We start from the raw sequence: 18889 nt of genomic DNA, 5'->3' as shown, positions 1-18889 counted from the left end.
CTACTTCACATCTAAATCCTTTGTTATCACATAGTATTCACTTTTGGTTGTGACCCAATTTTTCACATTGTCTCTATAGGCCACAAAATTATTCGGATGAACAATCGAAGAGTGGAGCGTTTCTTTTTCTACTATTTCTCCGGCTTGTCTTGCTAACTTATTGCGCTGTTGTTGATCAACTGTTTTATTGAGTTTATTAATAATGGAAGTTAATGCTGGTTCATGAAAATGACCTACATTAAATGCTCCTCCCTCCATGTAAAGAGCATTAAAGAAATATCCTGCATCTCCTCGCGGCGCGGTTACTAGACTATATGTAACGATTCCCCAATCATTTTTTGTTGTCATATACTCGTCCATATTTTCCACTTGTTGAATGTCTATTTTTACACCAATCTTTTTTGCTTCTGACTGAAGCATTTGTGACATTAAAGGCAGTTCTGGACGATAAGGATATGTAACAAGCTTAAAGGAAAGCTGTTTTCCATTTTTTATTGCTTTTCCATCCTTGAGTATATAACCGGCTTTTTCTAAATATTTTTGAGCCTCACTTGGTCCATAGATTTTCGTTTTTTGATCGTTCGAAAAATCTAAACTCTTTAAAAATGGACCATTTGCCGGGAATCCTTGACCTGCAAGCGCTGTATCGACAACATCTTTTGGATTTAATAATACATCAAACGCTTTTCTCACATTTTTATCTTTAAACGCTTCTTGCCTTGAATTATAGAAAAGCATTTGATTTCTCAGGCTCGGCTGTATATCTACTACAATAGAAGAATCTTTTTTTAATGTGTTTAAGCTTTCAATAGCCGGACGGTACACAATATCGGCTTCACCTGATTGCAAAGCGGACGTTCGTGCATTTTCATCATCATTAAATATTAACACAACTTCATCCAATTTTGGTTCCCCGACCCAGTATTCTTTATATTTTTTTACTTTCATTTCATTATCCGGTTTAAACGAAGCTACTTTAAATGGCCCTGTTCCCACGGGTTTACTTTTTGTATCTGGAGCATCTACATCAATAATTGCCGTGTTTGGATGAACAAGTTCAGAAGGCAGCGTGGCAAGCGGCTCTGTTGTTGTAATGGTTAAGATTTGGCCACTGGCTTTCATTTTTTTAATTTTAAGTGCACTTTTCATTGCTTCGCTTTCTTTTATCGTTCTTTCTAACGAATGTTTCACGGCTTCAGCATTCAGATCCTTGCCATTTTGAAACGTAATCCCGTCTCTAATCTCAAATACCCAGGTCGTTCCATCATCTTCTGTTTTCCACTTTTTTGAAAGCCATGGTTCAATCTGTAATTGCTCATCAACTTTTACTAACGTTTCGGCAATACCGGCTCGTACAGTTGTATAATTCAACTGTGGATCGAGCGTGTCACTTGGAAAATTCGATACAAAAGTAAGTGATTTCTTTTCACTCTTTTCTTCGGTACTCGCAGAGTTAGCCGAACATGCCGCTAGCATACCTATCGTAGCAAGCGTTAAGCATAGCAGACTTATCCTTTTTCTCATATAAACCCCTCCTTTATTCAAGACTATCTTTCTTTTATGTACTGTCTCTAACTATAACTTACCCCCCTTTTAAATCGTAACGATTATTATTATCATAAAAAGTTTAATTTGTTTACCTTACTTTGTCAACAAAGGTTTTTAAAGGATATTGGCGCTCTAACACTTGTTTTCACCCGTTATGATGATTGAATTTATTGATAACGCATACAAATGAGCATAAAAAAACAAAGCCTTCTCGAGGCTTTGTTTATGCAGCGTGTTTTTTTCTTTTATATTTCCACATCATATATCGATAACGAATCGTGCAGCCTATACAATATCCCATCAGCGCTACACCAGCAGCAAGAATCACCATTATACTAAATACATAGCCGACAAGCGTATAACCCATTAAAAATGAAATGAAAGCAACCCCCATACATATCGTTGCAATCCATTGGTTAAAAAGCTGCTGATCCCGGTCTTCCATTTGATAAGAAGAAGCAGGCTTTTTGAGAAGCTTTTTCCCTGCCATAATTACGGGATTACGCTTTGTTGCAAGTGTGACTACTCCAACGAGAAAAGGCAAAAGTAAAAGCCACTTTGCCGCAAGTAAAGCGATCAAAACCGTTATAACGATAAAGAGTTGATTAAGCTGAACTAATGGTTTGGGAATGCTCATGGAACGCCTCCTTCATAAAACCTATTATACAAATTGGTTTACTAATTTAAAAGAAAAAGCACTCCAAATGAGCGATAAGACTCATACAAAAAAGTTACATAATTTCACTAACGTACTTTAAGATCAGTATCGTAAATAAAATCAAGACAACGTATCGTAAAGAACGAATTCGACGTTGAAGAAGACGTTTTACATGCCTTTTATTACGCATATGGGTTCTTCCTTTCGTATATTGAATTGTCTTTAGACACACTTATATCATACTTTTTCGGAAAACACCAACGTTAGAAAAAATTACCAGGAACCACAGCTCTATGCGCTTAGAAAGCCTTTTCCAATTACATCTCGTACATCGTGTACAATCACAAATGCTTCATCATCAATTTTTTTAATCAGCTTTTTAAGCTTAATGAGCTCTTGTTTGTTAATGACCACATACAAGATTTCTTTTGATTCTTTCGTATAGTTCCCTCGACCGTTTAAAATCGTTACTCCGCGATCAAGCTGTTCATTGATTTGATCCGCTACTTCATTTTTGTTGCTTGAAATAACGGTAACGGCCTTTTTAGCATCAAACCCTTCAATAACGAAGTCAATTACTTTTGTTGTAATGTACAGCATGACGATCGTAAATAGTAGCTTTTCGATTCCAATAATAAAATAAGAAGCTAATACAACTAGTAAATCAACAATTAAAAGTGCATGACTGACTTTCCAGTTTAAAAACTTATTTAGAATTCGAGCAATAATGGCTGAACCTGCTGTTGTTCCACCAACTCGCAAAATCATCCCAATTCCAACGCCTAGAAGTACACCGGCAAAAACCATGCCAATGAGCTCTTCATGAAGATGAAGACCCCAGCCTTCAGTTACCTGAAGAAAAATAGATGTAGCGATAATCGTAATCATCGTATAGACGATGGTTTTTTTCTCTAAAAATTTATACCCTACGATAAGCAAGATACCGTTTAAAATAAAGTTAGTGATGCCCGTTGAAAGATGCGTTGTATAATATAAAATAATTGATATACCCGTAACCCCACCTTCACCTAGTCCTATTGGAATGACAAACATGTTAACTGCAAGTGAAAATACAAACGAACCTATTAATAAAAAGATGACATCTTTTACTGTTTTACTCATCGATTAAACCCTCCTCGGCATAAAAATTCACATAAAAAAGCCCCTTCTCCAAAAGAGAAGAGACGCTTATGTTTAATTTTTATATTACGTATTCTTAAATTGCCATGTATGACTATAATATGTTCACATACGTTTGTCAAACGGAAAGTTTATGCATTATGTGTAACCAAGGCTATGAGTCATTTATCTTTTATGTATACTAGGAATGTTTTAATTTATTTAAACAAAGACGGATGCAGGAATTAGTTGACTCAATTAATTCTTTATCGCCTTTTTTCAATCGAATTTCTAACGCGCGTTGAAAATAGTGATGTGCTCTGGAAACAACCCGCTGATCAAGTAAACATTTTCCATAATACTGATAGACAAAGTCTTCATATATGTGAAGGTCTTCATCTGCTTTTAATTGTTCAATGAGTAACTGAAACGTTTCATTCGCTTTATCCCACTGTTCTTGCCAGTGATATGTATGTCCAAGTCGGATCGTATTCAAAAATTCACCTATTGTATCAGCATGTCGGTCATATAGATAAATGGCCAGCAGCAGATGTCTTTCACTGCTCGTTAATTCTCCAAGTATGCGCTCATATACGCCAATATGTCCATATGTTTTAGCAGCGGCACACTCATCCTCTTCTTCAAGAGCTCGTTTCTTTAAATAGATAATTCCCTGCTTCATTTGGTGTGGGTTAATGGGAACTTCTCGAAGCTGTTCATTAAATCGATAACTCATATTAAACGGAAGATCTCTGATGTTCATGCACGCTCCTTTCATGTGGCACATCAGCAAACATACTTTCATGACCGCTTGCTTATGGTCCATTGGATGTAGGATTCTTTCCATTTTGATACGTTTACGCGATTTACAGGAAAGCTCAGCAAAAGTGCTGAGCTGTTGGTTCTTATTATTTTACTTATATATCCATTTTATCACAAAAAATACTACCGTAAAGATGCTCAGGCAGTCTTCATATAAAAAAATGGTTTTTTCTCAATAAAAATGGTTTTATGCTCTTGAAAGCCTATACGCTGATACAATTTTTTGGCTTCTACGTTATTATATTCAACGTTTAACGATAAAAACATCTTACGCTTTTTGGCTTCTTGCTTGGCTACATTTAAAAGAGCCGTTCCTATCCCTTTTCCACGGTAAGCTTCATCTACACATAGAGAGTCAATATAATAATCTCCATGTTCAGTTTCTATATCAATTTCCCACGCTGGATTATTAAGCTTAGCACGTACAAAACGCTTAACTGGTTCATAAAGCGTTTGTAACATACTTCCTTCGTAGCAAAGCATAAGTCCAACTACCTTCTCGTCGACTTCTGCGACTGTAATATGATGATAGCTATAGCGATTCTTCTCAGACAGAATAAACGCTTTAAGTCTTAAAAGCGCTTCTTCATTCGTTGTAGCCGCCGTGTGAGAGCGTGCAATACTGCCAAGCATGTCATAAAGTAATTCCGTTACAGCAGAAGCATCTTCTTTTCTTGCTTTCCTTATTTTCACGATTTTCAAACTCCCTTTATTCTCTTCGCTTGCGTTATTTGTAGCAAACCTTCTTACCTATCTACTTTAACACGAAAAAGAAAAGAAAGAAAAAATTAACTCCTAATCTTCCTTTCATTGTATAATTAATGTATATTTTCAAATGAATGGATGATGACTATGAAAAAACGCCGTCAGCAGAAAGATACTACGGTAAGTGGATGGGAAGTTTTAGCAGAAATTCTTTTACAAGTGCCTCAGCTGCTCATATGGCCACTGCGTCTTCTTATACGGATTGGTCGCTCTTTGTTGGATGGTATTTAGCCACTCCTATACAAATACTTACTGAACTCAAAAAAAAGAAACTCAGCAGTTACTGAATTTCTTTGTTAGTTTTTTGCTTTTTTGTATCCTGCTTCTTGCGCATCTTTTTCGGTACAAAACCAAATGACGTTGTTCATGGTTTGGTTGTAGTGTGCCCCTGTTGGCACGTGATAAATTTTAGAGTTTTGATTTCCTTTTATTTTACCTTCACAGCTTTTGGCAGACTGAATATCTTTTTGATTAGAAGAGGACTGATTTTTTACAGCATCCGTGTTATACCCTTTTTCTTGTGCATAGTTTTCAATACTCCAGATGCCTTTTTCGCTTTTTCGAGCCTGCTCCTGTATTTTCTTAAATTCATCTACGTACTTTGTATTAGGAGGAAATACTGCTACGCGGGCTAGCCCTTTTGCTAGCAGCTCTTCATTATACAGCTCATTGTCTATCCATACATAAGCAAGCAAGCGTCCATATTGATCACGCTCTTGCACATCAAATTCAAGGGTAATTTCCTGTCCTTCTAGTCTTTTTTTTGTGTAAGCAGATGCTTCAGGACCAAAGGGCTGTACGCCTAGTTTGGGATGCTTTGTTTCTGGGGTATCAACAAGAAGTAATCGCACGCGATCTCTCTTTCCGTTCAGCATTTTCACTTTAAGCGTATCGCCGTCCACTACTCTTTCTACCGTAGCCGCCTCACCTACTACATCTTCACGATTTGCTTTAGAAGGACTATGATCGTTTTCTTGATCTGATGAACCTTCTACTTGAACTGCTTGTTTTGTATCGGTAGAAGATGTGGTTGAATGACTTGCCTGCTCATCGCTGCATCCAGTAAGAAGCAGCATAAACATCGCAAGCATCGTGCAAATAATTGCTTTTATTTCTTTCAAAACCCGGGTCCTCCTTTAACACGTTCCCTATCTACTATATAAAAGTAAAATGATTTTATAAATAGTGTAAATCACCTAAAAACAAAAACTCGTGAAAATACCTTTCACGAGTTTTTTCGTGCAACTGTTATAAAAATTGCTTACCTGTTTTAAAGTCATTCTTTTAAATAGCATCTATTTTATTTTTATCTCACGAACACATTTTTCGTTTTAGTGTATCCAAATTTTTAATCATGAGGATATTTTACACTACAAATACATTTATCGTCTACCGGCTTATAAGAATAGGGAATAGCCGCACAAATAGAACAAGTATGAATATTTCAATATAATAACTGGCTAACATGATTGCTATTTTTTTGTAACATAAATAAGAGCCCTCACTAACAATAATAGGGCTCTTCAAACCTTTGTTTTTACGATCGAATTTTTTGTTTGCGCATCCACTGGGTAGCGACCCACTTTTCTCCTTTTATAACAGGAGCTCCCCCGTGGAGAGTACGGTCATTAAGTTCAGCATCACTATAAAAATATTCAAAGTACACGGCCATTCCTTTTGTCGGAGATACGGAAAGACCCAGCTTAGGAAAATAAGTTTCTCCTCCTTCTTCGACATCGTTTAAGTACATAACCAATGTACTAATACGGTTGTTTTTAGATGCTTTACTTGCAGAAGTGAAATAATCGTGATGTGCTTTGTATTCTTGATCAGGCAAGTATTTTAAAACTTGAAGACCTTCAGCATATTCAATAGATGGTCCCATTATTTTAGAAAGTCTTCTTTCGATTTGATGTACAAGCTCGTTTTCGCTTTCTTCAAAAAACATGCCGCTGCTCGTTCGAATACTGTTTACTTCACGTGCAGCACCAATTTTTGATCGCTGCATTTTATCTTTGGATAGCTGTATAAGTTCGTCACATTCTTCGTTACTTAGTACATTTCCTAAAACTAGAACAAGAGGCTCTTCAAATCGAGCAACAATATCAATCTCTCTGTCTTCTAATTTAATTTTATTCCCTGTATGATTAAAAATCGTTTGTTCTTTCGTCAGTAAAGATGTATTAGTTAGAATCATCTTTTATCGGCTCCTCGAAATAGCTATTTTCCAATTCTTCACTCCATTATATGTAAACGCTTACTAATAAGTAATTATATCATGAATACGAAGTAAATTCTGCTAGCAAAGGAAATAAATAAAAAGAAGCCCGTTATATAACGAAGCTCCCTCATTTTTTCTTATATGTTTCACCTATATTTTGAATACTTTACAACAGCTTCTAAAAAATTCTTTTAATTTAAAGCATACGTGTCAAAGGCTGCCTAAAATCATCGGTACACAAGTTCTTTTTTACTTAAATCAAGCATTTGTGCTGTAGAAGCATGAATTTCGTTAAAAAGCGCTGGATTTTCTACCAAAGATAAGCCGTAAGAAGGAATCATTTCTTTTATTTTCGATTCCCATTCTTCTATATGCTGCGGGAAACACTTTTCCAGCACTTCAAGCATGACATGAACGGCAGTCGAAGCACCTGGCGAAGCCCCGAGCAATGCAGCAACGGAACCATCAGCTGAACTCACAACTTCTGTACCAAATTGAAGAGTTCCTTTACCTCCGGCTTCCGTATCTTTGATTACTTGTACACGCTGACCCGCTACGACGATATCCCAGTCTTCGCTTTTTGCGTTTGGAATAAACTCGCGAAGTTCTTCCATACGCTTTTCATTGGACAACAGCACCTGCTGAATCAAGTATTTCGTTAAGCCCATCTCTTTGACGCCTGCTGCTAACATCGTTAAGATATTATTCGGTTTTACAGAATTGATTAAATCCAAATTTGAACCCGTTTTTAAGAACTTTGGTGAAAATCCGGCAAAAGGTCCAAACAGTAGTGTTTTTTTGCGGTCGATATAGCGTGTATCAAGGTGCGGAACCGACATCGGCGGAGCGCCAACCTTTGCTTTTCCGTACACTTTCCCGTGATGCTGCGCTACAACTTCGGGGTTATTGCATACCATAAATAATCCGCTTACCGGGAACCCTCCAATATGTTTGGACTCAGGAATACCCGTTTTTTGGAGTAAAGACAGACTTCCGCCTCCTCCTCCGATAAAAACAAAGTTCGCCGTGTGATATTCCTGTTTGCCGCTATGAATATCATGTACTTTTACTTCCCACGAGCCGTCTGCGGTACGTGTCAGATTTTCAACGCTGTGGTTATAGTTTATTTCTACGCTTTTACTTTTTAAATGTGTAAACAACATACGAGTTAAAGCTCCAAAGTTCACGTCCGTCCCTGAGTCAATTTTGGTTGCCGCAATTGCTTCAGTCGATGTACGGCCTTTCATAACAAGCGGCATCCATTCTTTTAACTTTTCAGGACGATCCGAATACTCCATCCCTTGAAACAACGGATTATTTGATAGCGCTTCAAAACGTTTTTTCAGAAAGGATACGTTCTTTTCTCCTTGTACGAAACTTATATGAGGGATTGGCATAATAAACTCTTGCGGATGATGAATTAAATTACTGCTTACAAGATACGACCAAAACTGTCTTGAAAGCTGAAACTGTTCATTAATTCGCACTGCTTTCGTAATATCTATAGATCCGTCAGCTTGTTCAGATGTATAGTTCAACTCGCACAGTGCAGCATGGCCCGTCCCTGCATTATTCCATTCATTCGAGCTTTCTTCTCCTGCATCTGCGAGTTTCTCAAATACTTTGATTTCCCATTCCGGCGCTAACTCTTTTAGTAAAGATCCCAACGTTGCGCTCATAACTCCGGCCCCAATTAAGATAACGTCTGTTTTTTTATATACATTGCTCATCACAATCTTCCTTATCTTTTATATTTTAAAAAAGCACCTTTTAGCAACACGCCTGTTCTACCTGACTCTCTATAGATTAAGTATGTCTGACAAGTTATCTGTCTTACATAATGGGAGTTTTTATACATACCCTTTCATCTTGTCCTTTTTTAACATGCTCAATATCACTTCAGCGGTTTCTTCAACTGCTTTACCTGAGACATTAACAATAGGACAGCCAATGCGCTTCATAATTTTCTCAGCATAGTCCAGCTCTTCAAGGATTCGATCTACATTGGCATAATTGGCTTGAGACGCTAAACCTAAATTTTTTAATCGTTCTTTTCGGATTTCATTGAGCTTATCCGGTGTAATAACTAAACCAATACATTTATTTTTCGGAATAGTAAAAAGTTCATCAGGAGGCGTCACTTCTGGAACTAACGGTATATTCGCTACTTTAAGACTCTTATGAGCTAAATACATAGAAAGTGGCGTCTTAGATGTTCTCGAAACACCAATCAACACTAGATCAGCTCGCTTGATACCTCTGAAGTCTTGTCCATCATCATATTTAACAGCGAATTCAACTGCTTCTACTCTTCGAAAATAGTTATCGTCTAACTTTCTCGTTAATCTCGGTTGAAGATTAGGTTCCTTATTAAAGGTTTGGCTAAAGGCACTCATAAGAGGGGTCATTAAATCAATAGCTACAATTCCTTCTTCTTGTGCCTTTTGGTCAAGATACTGTTTTAAAGGTGGGATGACGATAGTATACGCAATGATGGCCTGGTTACACCTTGCTTCAGCAATGATATTATCAATATTTCCCTCATCTTCTACGTAAGAAGTATTTTGAATTTCAATATCTTCTCCACTAAATTGAGTTAAAACTGCTTTTACCATCAGCTCAGCCGTTTCACCTACTGAGTCGGAAACTATATAGACAATTTTTCTTTTATTCACATTAAATCTTCCTATTCTTTGATTTTAATAGTTTAATAACACTAGTATTTTTTATTTAGCAGCTTACAAGATACACAATTTAATAGTAATGAATAGATAAATATGCTGGTCACTGTGATTATAAACACTTTAACAAAACGATTAAATTCAGAATTTGTGTCATACTAATTATGAAATAAAATTAAATATGTTATACTATTTTCATTAAATGTTATATTAGCATTAAATATACGGAGATACAATCCCTTTTCTCCGCATTTTATAAAAAGTTTGAAGAAAGAAAAAGTTTAGATTTTAAAATGTTTTATGCTTTGGCATGGTGGCACTCATCAGGGTTGAGAGGCGTTTTGTAGGGATAGGTACGAGGATAGTTGTATAATTATGTTGTTTATAACATGATTTTTAAATTATAGAAGATTTATTCTTATCTATTCTTTTTAGCTAAGAGTGCTATAACTAAAAATAATGAACGGTTTACTTTTCACTTTCTGTATACTAAAAACACCGCCTAAAAGACGATGTTTTGAATAGTTGGTTATAATGCATTGTCGTGAAATAGATTAATTTTTATAAAACGGGATTAATTCTAGCAGATTTTTGCAATAAAAATTTAGAAAGATAATGAGATACGCCGTTTTCGTCACAGTTAAATTCCGTTACGTCATCGACAATTTCTTTAATATGATCCGGCGCATTTTTCATCGCTACGGCATAGCTGGCAAACTGAAACATTGGTAAATCATTGTTACTGTCGCCAATCGCTAGAATGTCTTGCTCGGGCAAATTAAAATGTTTTAGCATTTGCTGAATTCCCGTTGCTTTATTTACGTTTGCCACCATCACTTCAACATTGTGTTTAGATGAAGTAGAAGTTGTAAAGTCGATTTCTTTTTTAAGTTCTTCAAGCTCCTCTTTCCATTTATCGATATGCTCGTGCGTTCTTGCAAAGAAATAGAACTTTGAAAATTCGCTTCCTTCTACGGAATCTTTCCAGTCAATTTCTTCTTTAATCGCTTGTTTACGAGAAAGCCATTCGTTAATTTCCACACTGTCTGGCTTTGGCTCTCTAATTTCATTTTCCACATAGGACTGATCTTGTTTTAACGTCACTCGAGGTGTGCCATATGGGAAAAGCTCGTAGTATACCTTGTTCGCTCTTGCTTTTTCAATAATAGTTTCCACCAACTGGAGCGAAAGCGAGTGCTGAAAGACTGATTCTTTTCCTACGTATCCTGCCATGCCATTTGACGTGATAAATCCATCCACTTGAAAGCCTTCAGGAACTAACTCTTCTATTTCATCAAACGCTCTTCCCGTAGCAATAAAAACAAAAATTCCCTGTTTTCGTAATTCGTCAATGATTTCTTTTGTTTGAATACTTACTTTGTTGGAGCGATTTAATATCGTACCGTCCATATCTAAAAAAATTGCTTTAGGTTTTAACAACATATTTATTCCCCCTATTTGTAAAAAGAGTGTACTTGGCAAGTATAAACTTTTCCATTTTCAAACTCAATGAATGTACTTTGCTTTTCTCTTTTATAAAACTACTATAATACTCTCCTTACATCTAAAGTACGTACTTATATTGTACAAGCGCTATAAAGAAAGAATTTTATATTTGCAATAAGCCTTTATATACTAATAGCCAGCTAGGCTAATTTGATATAAAACAGCATTCATAAAAACGAATTTTCCTTTTAGCCTTTAGAGTATCGTTCAAAAAAGATATAATAAGACTGTTACAGATTAAATACATACAGAGGAGGTCAACATGAACGAACCATCCAATTTTTCTCCTTACCTTATTAAACAAATCAGCGATGCGATCGATGACAATATCAAATCAAAGTGCATAGACTTTTTATATGATTCTCATTCGTTTTTTTCGAATGAAAAAGATTTTATAGAAGACTACATTTTAAATATATTGCAAGATACGTTTGTTTTAGAGAATAAATTAATAAATCCTAAGGAAATAAGAAATCCAGCCTACAAAAGAAGACAATCGAATAAGAAAAACTGGCTACAAACGTTAAAAAAAGATATTAAAGCCCAAAAGCCTAATCCTATTTTTGAAGACATTGAATTGGCCAAAAAAGTGATGGATAAAAAAGTGGATACCGAACACTTAAAAAAGCTGTTTGGCGTGGAAAAACCTGAAGATATTTTAAAGATAAAGTTAAAAGAAGTAGAGGCATGGGCTAAAAGTAAAAAAACAAACATTACCGATTTTCCTTATTTAGATTCAAAGATGAATTATCAAATAGAGAAAGCATTTCACACAGACTTTACTTTTTTAATTGCTGAAATCATATTAGAAAAATACAATGGAAATTTGAGTAACTGGATTGATAAACGATTGAATTCGTGGGTAGAGGCCCCTATCTTCTCAAATGAAAGTCACTCTCTTAAAACCAATATGGAAGTTAAAACAAACTCCCAAGAAGTCGTTTTATATAATGACTATAAAGTTGATGAAGAATATTTCATTCGCACCATTATCCCTGTCAATGATAATCAAACCGTTCTTTCCAAACGAAATATGGTTTTAGATCCAAAAGATTCTCAAATTATCCAGTTTGCTCTTTCACAGCGCGACGAGATGTTTTATAAAGAAAAGACGGTGACTCTTGATTTAGCGGATATCGTTAAAGAAATTTATAATTCAAAAGGTGTAAAAAACTATGAAGCGGTTGAAGCCCGCATTATGAAAATTGCCAGATACCACGTAGAAGGTGTAGCGAAGAAGAAAAATTCCAGAGATACAAAATTTGCGATAAACTTCTTCCAAAAAGCTGTTATTGAAACCGATGAAGTAACTGGCAGACGATATGCAACCATCGTATTTAGCGACGATACGCATCAAGGCTTTTTAAATCAGCAGTTTGTACAAATTTACAGTGACGTTATTAAAAAGTTTAAAGATAATTCGCTGTCTTCTTTGCTGCTGTATGCATTTCAAAAAGAGCGATTAGATTGTTATTTACAAGAGAAGTCTTACACCCATTTTTACCCGTATCAATATTTTGCTTCAAAAGTTCGTTTTCGTTCAAAGAAAATTGATGTCAATCTAAAATTAATTAATGAATCTCTAGCAGAGTTTGTCAGCAATCAAGTGCTGATTCAAAGTTATCAGCAAAAACTTCAAGGATTTGAAATCTCTTTTATTCCTCTTCAAAATTATGAAATTCAAGACTATTTTGGAGGAGAACATAGAGAAACATTGGAAGGGTAAATTGTTCCCTTCCTTTTTTTATTTAATATTTTTCCACTTTCAGCTTATAGATACAAAATATCCCACTATTTTTATTTCATAGTTTGGAAGTTTTGTCATTTTTAACGTACTAACCAGAAGCTTTTGCCGTTTTTTACGTACCTTTTCGCTTCTTTTGCCGTTTTTAGCGTACTAATTACTACCTTTTGCTGTTTTTGACGTACCACTCTGATTCTTTTGCCATTTTTGACGTACTAAATTCATTTTATTTACCAGTAATCACTTATTAATTGTTAATTATTCTCTTTTTCCGTAAAACAATCCTACCTTTTGCCGTTTTTGACGTACTCTTTCATTACTTTTGCCGTTTTTGACGTACTCCTTCATTACTTTTGCCGTTTTCTGCGTACTAAACATTGCTTTTCCCTTTGTTATTGCCTTTTCAAACCCCATTTTTTATTTTTTTCGCAGCATATATAAAGCTTTTGCCATTTTTTACGTACCAAACGAAAATTTTTGCTATTTTTGTCGTACTACTACGTCGTTTTTGACGTTTTTCACGTACTAAAAATAGCTTTTGCCATTTTTGACGTACTAATAAAATTCATTGTGTTATTTACAACGATCAGAGAAGTGATTTTTTTACCTTTTTTTAGGTGAATTAAGATGACTTTTGCTGTTTTTAGCGTACCACTTTTCACTTTTGCTATTTTTGGCGTACTATACTAAGCCTTTTGCCGTTTTTGTCGTACTAAAACGCATAAAGTTTTTTTTGATTTTTACTGATCGTAACAAACACTGTTCTACCGGCGCTTGCTTGCTTTTGCCGTTTTTGTCGTACTAAAAAACCTATACGCTGAACCCCTTGATATGACAGCATTCTTTGAACCTTTTGCCGTTTTTAGCGTACTACTCGTTCGTTTGCGATTCTATTTCTTATTGATATAATTTTCACAAGGTATTCTTTGTTATTTTACCCTAATAAATTATTGTTGATATGAAATAGATTGGAGGGATTCTCATGATAAAAAAAGAATTTGCGAAAATTGGAAAACAAATTATTCGCCAATTGTCTAGCACCGTAGAAAAATATAAAGATATTGAAGATCACATGGACCTAGACGCTCATGGGAACCCTACAATCAAAACAGTGGCAGAACATCACCGTTTATCTAAATCTCAAATTTCACAATTAATTTTTTATCACTTCCTTCACGTTGATGAAAGAGGTATTATTTGTGATGTTTCTGAAAAAGAGATTGCAGCCGCGTTGAATTGTACAGTTCGAACAGTTCGCAACAACAATGTAGTATTAGCAGAAACAGAATTAATTTCCTATTCTCGCAGCGGCAAAGGAATCAATATTTGTATTGTTCCCTATCCTCAATATTTTGAAGAACACGGCTTTGGGTTTATGGAATTAGAATATACTCGCTTTGAAGAACTTATTCTAATTGAAAATGTAAATGCCCTTCGCTTAGAGCTTCGCAAAGAATTGGTTTATGACAACGATACGATTAAGCGTCAGTTTAATCCTGGAGAAAACACTTCAAAAATTAGCTTTAATGACTATAAAATTTTTACACCGAAATATACTCACTACAAAGGTATGATGCAAAAAATAGCTGAAACGCAGACGAGCGCATTTAAAACCGTTGTCCAAGGATCTACTATTTTCTTTGTTTTAAAAGACGGAGCTAAAAATGGCAAGATGTCAAAACAAGAAAAGAAAGATCAATACGATGCGGCGATTCGACGTACTATTGAAGAGACTTTTGTAAAATTATCTGGACACAGCACAGATTCTACAGGAATTGTTATGTCTTCATTCCAAAACGAAGACATCGCTGATTTGGTTCAGCTTTCTTTTGAATATGGTATTGAACGAGTGAAGTCTGCCCTTTATTCTCTGATTGAACAGGCCTTCTTCAGCCATGATGCTCAAGTCGTTGAAAATTACGGTGGAAAAATCCGTACGCTCATTCGAAAAGAGCTTTCAAAAAATCTTCAAGATCAAGTCCCTGCTGAACTTACAGCTTCATAAGGGGCTTATTTGGCATGCCTTTTTTTTGTTTTATCTCCCTTCTCTTCTCTTTTTGATACAAATAGCGCAAACAAGCACCCATTTTTGCAGCTATCCAATTCCATTATCCTATCTATATAAACGTAATGAGTTCAAATAAATGATATTTCTTGTGTACAACTACGGAATATTACTAAAAAAACACCTTCATACTTATCCACAAAAGAAAGAAAACATATTCAATGACTGTTATATCATCCTCCTTGTTAATAAAAACATCCCTTTTACTTTTTTATTAACGATGATTTCCAGGTCATTTACTCTTTAACATGACTACTTTTATCCACAGTGGAAATAATTCATACTTTTAACAGCAACCTTCATACCATTGGTTTTAAAATCCATCTATTGCAGAAGAAAAAACATAGTAAATAAAATGGTTTCCATATCTGTTGTTATAAAAAAACATCCTTTAGCTAAAGGATGCTGTTCACAAAAAAGGTCTATTTTCCACACAGTTATTTATTGAAAAGCTATTTCCTCTCTAACCCTTGATACCATTGGGTTTTTAGAGGTTTTTCCTCTCTTTAATATCTGTATATAATGTTTGTTAATAATATCTATACTAATCTCTGCTATAAGGTTTTATTTAATATTTGTATAAAGAAATGTTTTAAAAATATCTATACCTGAGGATTTTCACTTTTTCTAAAATAAGGAGTTTTCATTACGTATACCAAATACAAATAAATTAAAATAAAACAATTGTTCAAACACTTCTTAATAAATTCTAGTAGTATATTTTCCAAAATAAATTATACTATTCAGTAGAGAAAATTTTATAAAGCAAGAAAGGGACTTATTCATGAAAGACATACATTGGGTGCAGCAAACTTTATTTAATACCGGCAAGTGGATTGACATTAGTGAAGTAATCATAAAGATTATCTTGATTTTTATTATTGCTCAAATTGTCATCCGGTTTGCTCGTAGTGTAATTAATAAAATCTTTGATTTCAGATTTAAAACTAAGCTGCTGAGGTACAACGAACGTAAAGAAATAACGCTGAAAAAGCTTTGTCTGAGCATTGTCATGTACGTCGTGTATTTTATTGTACTTATTACGTCTTTAGAAGCAATCGGAATTAATATGAAAGCACTTTTAGCTGGTATTAGCGTAGCAGGATTTATTACAGGCTTAGGTGCACAGAATTTGATTAAAGATATTTTAAACGGCTTTTTTATTCTGTTTGAAGATCAATTCTCAGTAGGAGATCACGTATCCATAAATGATACGAAAGGAACTGTTGAAGAAATTGGATTGCGCACGACAAAAATTCGCGGAGTTGACGGAGAGTTTTACTTTTTTGCTAATAGTAACATTACAAAAGTAGCGAACTATACGCTCGGTGAAATTCCCGAAGTACATAAGCCTGAACAAATAAAAACTCGTGAAGAATAGCTTCACGAGTTTTTATTTACGACAGTTGTAAAAAATTGATCGTATGATGTAAGGTGATAATCTGCTTCAATGTCGTCATTTTGAAATGCACATGTTTTGATTCCCAGTTCACGGGCAGGTTTTAGATCAAGCTCGCGATCTCCAATCACTAAATCGAGCTGATACTTATCGTGAAGATATGCATAAGCGCCGCTATCAGGCTTTCGTTTGTAGCCATCATCTTTTGTAATGATCTCCGTAAAATAGTGCTCCATATTAAAAAATGCAAGAATATCAAGAGTAGACTGTCTAGATTTATGCGTAACAATTACATTTGTATCCGCAAAGCTCAGTACGTCTTCTACGTGAGGAAAAGCAGGCTTATCTTTAGGATTGATTTTCTGTTCGAGCACATGGAAGTGTTTATCAAACAAAGACTTTTCAATATCGAAGTGCTTAATTGCTACGTCAGAAGATATCTTCATTTGTTTTAAAATATCGCCTTCTGAAATCGTTTGATCTGTTAGTAATTCTTTGAATGCTTTTACAATCGTTGGATAGGTATCAAAGATGGTTCCATCAAAGTCCCATAAAATATTCATTTTCGCTGTCTCTCCTTTTTTAAAAACGTAACGATTATACCAAATTTTTCATTGCTTGTCAGTGAACCATTTTGTCGTCGTTGCATTTAAAGTAAAAAAACTCGTTTTATACGAGTTTTTTTACTTTATTAACTGCTGCTGCATCCACTCCCACAGCTTGAGCTGCTGCAGTTTGAACTCGAACAGCTGCTGCCGCTGTCATGATGGTGATGCCCTCCATCGTGGTGATGATGGTGGCGATTGTCTTCCCATGGGCTTGAACAGCTATAGCCGCTGTACGAGGCTGTATCTCCCGCATAGATTGTCTTTTTGTATAGCAGCAGTTCATTCATATGTCTTGAAAAGTCGGTAGCTTCGTAAAGTGAATAAAAAACAAAGCCTTGAAAAAGAAGTTCGTTTGATACATTCCCTTTTTTTAATGCTTTTTTAAAGTACGAAGATCCTCCCGATTTCATTCGTTTTTTTGCATCCTTAATTTCTTCTTTTAACGCTTGAATCAAATGTCTCTGCTGTTCTTCCCATTTGCCGTTTCTTAAAAAATAGCGATCTAGCAATTCATCTTCTGACAATCTTTGAAAATCTTGAAGCGTACTTTTATCAAGCGGATGCTGAAAAAATTTCCCCCAAAGCAGTCGGCTGTTGCCCGTTATGTCAAACAAATGAGCATACATCCAATCAAAGAAGGCGCGCTTATCCGGCTGTGGTGATGGCGTAGTGTCTACATTTGGCTGGTGATGCAAAAAACGGTCAAAAAAACGGTCTGTAAAACGCTCATAATCCACTGTAAACATGATCATTTCGTGCCACACTTCATCTACTTTTGCACTAAACATAGGTACGTCTTTGATAACTGCATTTAATAAAAAGTAGCGCTTCATCTCAAAAAACGTCCATTCTACTTCATCGGCTTTTGTATTTCGCCCTTTCATACGCTGTTTCACCTGTTGAACATAGGCTTTCGGTAACGAATCTTCTAGTGAATGAACAATATCTTCAAAACCATTACCTTTATGTATTCCGAGCTCATCTGGAAGCTCCTCTTTATACAAGCGAAATCCCCTTGGCTTTCCAATCCCTTTAATAATCAAAGCTAAAAGAATTACCGCTCCTACTATAATTGCTGCTATCATCTTCTTCCCCCTATACCGCGTCTATATATTCAATATTTTACCACATTCATAAAATACAAAAAAAGAGCTCAATTAACTTGAGCTCTCGTCATCATCGGGCATCTCGTCTACCTTTTCTACTTTGACTAGACCTTTTGTGCTATATTCAAGATCAAAGTATGCTTTAACGATATCCCCTTTTTTCAAATTGCTTGGAATCGGTTCATTTAAATTTTTATCGGAAAATTTAATGCCCGTTCCTTCTTTTGTTGTTCCGCTGTATGTACCATTTTCGATTTTTTCAATAGTAATATAATACACTCGATATTTGTGCGCTTCCTCGTCGCCCTTTGCTTTTTCTTTAACGGTTTCTTGTTCAGGAAGCTTACTCAGTGTTTCTTGGGCCTGTTCGGAAGTCGGCTCTGCTGATCGATTTATGAATTGCATCACAACTAACACTAAACATATAACTACTAAAACTAATAATAATATCTTTTTTGCTGATAAAGACAATGAACTGTGCCTCCTTACACCTTTATGTATATCATGCTGCACACAAGAGATTATACACGATAAAGGATTAGAAATTGGGATAAATTCTATAAAAATAGTAAAAATATGAGAAAGTACCTAGAATTTTTTACGCTTTTCTGCACTTTTTTGAGATAGAAAAGAAATTTGGTACCTTA

General features: G+C 35.3%; 17 protein-coding genes. 4 read left to right on the top strand and 13 right to left on the bottom strand.

Features of this window, described 5'->3' with window-relative positions; all coding sequences use genetic code 11:
• From nikA to AC4NPH_RS00610, 5 genes are all read right to left on the bottom strand, one after another.
• On the bottom strand, nucleotides 1–1524 hold the full coding sequence (nikA, locus tag AC4NPH_RS00630; protein WP_098315036.1) for a nickel ABC transporter substrate-binding protein: 1524 nt from the start codon (nucleotides 1522–1524) through the stop codon (nucleotides 1–3).
• Nucleotides 1525–1771: 247 nt separating this feature from the next.
• The gene (locus AC4NPH_RS00625; protein ID WP_013057532.1) at nucleotides 1772–2185 is read right to left on the bottom strand and encodes a DUF4395 domain-containing protein; all 414 of its coding nucleotides are present in this window, start codon (nucleotides 2183–2185) and stop codon (nucleotides 1772–1774) included.
• A gap of 312 nt (nucleotides 2186–2497) precedes the next feature.
• A complete protein-coding gene (locus AC4NPH_RS00620; protein WP_098315037.1) occupies nucleotides 2498–3328 on the bottom strand; it encodes a YitT family protein in 831 nt (276 codons plus the stop codon).
• Between the two features lie 199 nt (nucleotides 3329–3527).
• Complete coding sequence (locus AC4NPH_RS00615; RefSeq protein WP_013057534.1) at nucleotides 3528–4088, bottom strand: hypothetical protein; 561 nt, start codon at nucleotides 4086–4088, stop codon at nucleotides 3528–3530.
• Between the two features lie 197 nt (nucleotides 4089–4285).
• Nucleotides 4286–4840 (bottom strand): GNAT family N-acetyltransferase, encoded by a 555-nt coding sequence (locus AC4NPH_RS00610; RefSeq protein WP_491938530.1) that lies wholly within the window; start codon nucleotides 4838–4840, stop codon nucleotides 4286–4288.
• Between the two features lie 159 nt (nucleotides 4841–4999).
• Between AC4NPH_RS00610 and AC4NPH_RS00605 the strand changes: the two genes are divergently transcribed.
• A complete protein-coding gene (locus AC4NPH_RS00605) occupies nucleotides 5000–5143 on the top strand; it encodes a hypothetical protein (protein ID WP_153254062.1) in 144 nt (47 codons plus the stop codon).
• A gap of 65 nt (nucleotides 5144–5208) precedes the next feature.
• On the opposite strand, the gene AC4NPH_RS00600 is transcribed toward AC4NPH_RS00605, so the two are convergent.
• The 5 genes from AC4NPH_RS00600 to AC4NPH_RS00580 form a co-directional block, all read right to left on the bottom strand.
• Entirely contained in the window at nucleotides 5209–6033 is an 825-nt protein-coding gene (locus AC4NPH_RS00600) for a thermonuclease family protein (protein ID WP_013057537.1), read from the bottom strand.
• Nucleotides 6034–6449: 416 nt separating this feature from the next.
• Nucleotides 6450–7109 (bottom strand): 2OG-Fe(II) oxygenase, encoded by a 660-nt coding sequence (locus AC4NPH_RS00595; RefSeq protein ID WP_013057538.1) that lies wholly within the window; start codon nucleotides 7107–7109, stop codon nucleotides 6450–6452.
• Between the two features lie 251 nt (nucleotides 7110–7360).
• Entirely contained in the window at nucleotides 7361–8863 is a 1503-nt protein-coding gene (locus AC4NPH_RS00590) for a malate:quinone oxidoreductase (RefSeq protein ID WP_013057539.1), read from the bottom strand.
• A 120-nt stretch (nucleotides 8864–8983) separates the two neighbouring features.
• Nucleotides 8984–9808: a pyruvate, water dikinase regulatory protein gene (locus AC4NPH_RS00585; protein ID WP_029322432.1), complete on the bottom strand. Its 825-nt coding sequence runs from the start codon at nucleotides 9806–9808 to the stop codon at nucleotides 8984–8986.
• Between the two features lie 567 nt (nucleotides 9809–10375).
• Entirely contained in the window at nucleotides 10376–11257 is an 882-nt protein-coding gene (locus AC4NPH_RS00580) for an HAD family hydrolase (RefSeq protein WP_013057541.1), read from the bottom strand.
• Between the two features lie 325 nt (nucleotides 11258–11582).
• Between AC4NPH_RS00580 and AC4NPH_RS00575 the strand changes: the two genes are divergently transcribed.
• From AC4NPH_RS00575 to AC4NPH_RS00565, 3 genes are all read left to right on the top strand, one after another.
• Nucleotides 11583–13046: a hypothetical protein gene (locus tag AC4NPH_RS00575; protein ID WP_013057542.1), complete on the top strand. Its 1464-nt coding sequence runs from the start codon at nucleotides 11583–11585 to the stop codon at nucleotides 13044–13046.
• A 1000-nt stretch (nucleotides 13047–14046) separates the two neighbouring features.
• On the top strand, nucleotides 14047–15069 hold the full coding sequence (locus tag AC4NPH_RS00570; RefSeq protein WP_013057544.1) for a hypothetical protein: 1023 nt from the start codon (nucleotides 14047–14049) through the stop codon (nucleotides 15067–15069).
• An 844-nt stretch (nucleotides 15070–15913) separates the two neighbouring features.
• On the top strand, nucleotides 15914–16510 hold the full coding sequence (locus tag AC4NPH_RS00565) for a mechanosensitive ion channel family protein (protein WP_029322439.1): 597 nt from the start codon (nucleotides 15914–15916) through the stop codon (nucleotides 16508–16510).
• Between the two features lie 2 nt (nucleotides 16511–16512).
• Here the strand turns inward: AC4NPH_RS00565 and AC4NPH_RS00560 are convergent, their stop codons facing one another.
• The 3 genes from AC4NPH_RS00560 to AC4NPH_RS00550 form a co-directional block, all read right to left on the bottom strand.
• Nucleotides 16513–17091: an HAD-IA family hydrolase gene (locus tag AC4NPH_RS00560; RefSeq protein ID WP_013057546.1), complete on the bottom strand. Its 579-nt coding sequence runs from the start codon at nucleotides 17089–17091 to the stop codon at nucleotides 16513–16515.
• 128 nt (nucleotides 17092–17219) lie between these two features.
• Complete coding sequence (locus AC4NPH_RS00555; protein ID WP_061859275.1) at nucleotides 17220–18221, bottom strand: UCP032817 domain-containing protein; 1002 nt, start codon at nucleotides 18219–18221, stop codon at nucleotides 17220–17222.
• 72 nt (nucleotides 18222–18293) lie between these two features.
• Nucleotides 18294–18713, bottom strand: a complete 420-nt coding sequence (locus AC4NPH_RS00550) for a hypothetical protein (protein WP_013057548.1) — start codon at nucleotides 18711–18713, stop codon at nucleotides 18294–18296.
• Between the last annotated feature and the right edge of the window lie 176 nt (nucleotides 18714–18889).

It is taken from the genome of Priestia sp. MDV22-iso46 (assembly GCF_058629175.1).
This window is presented reverse-complemented; position numbering and strand designations above follow the sequence as displayed.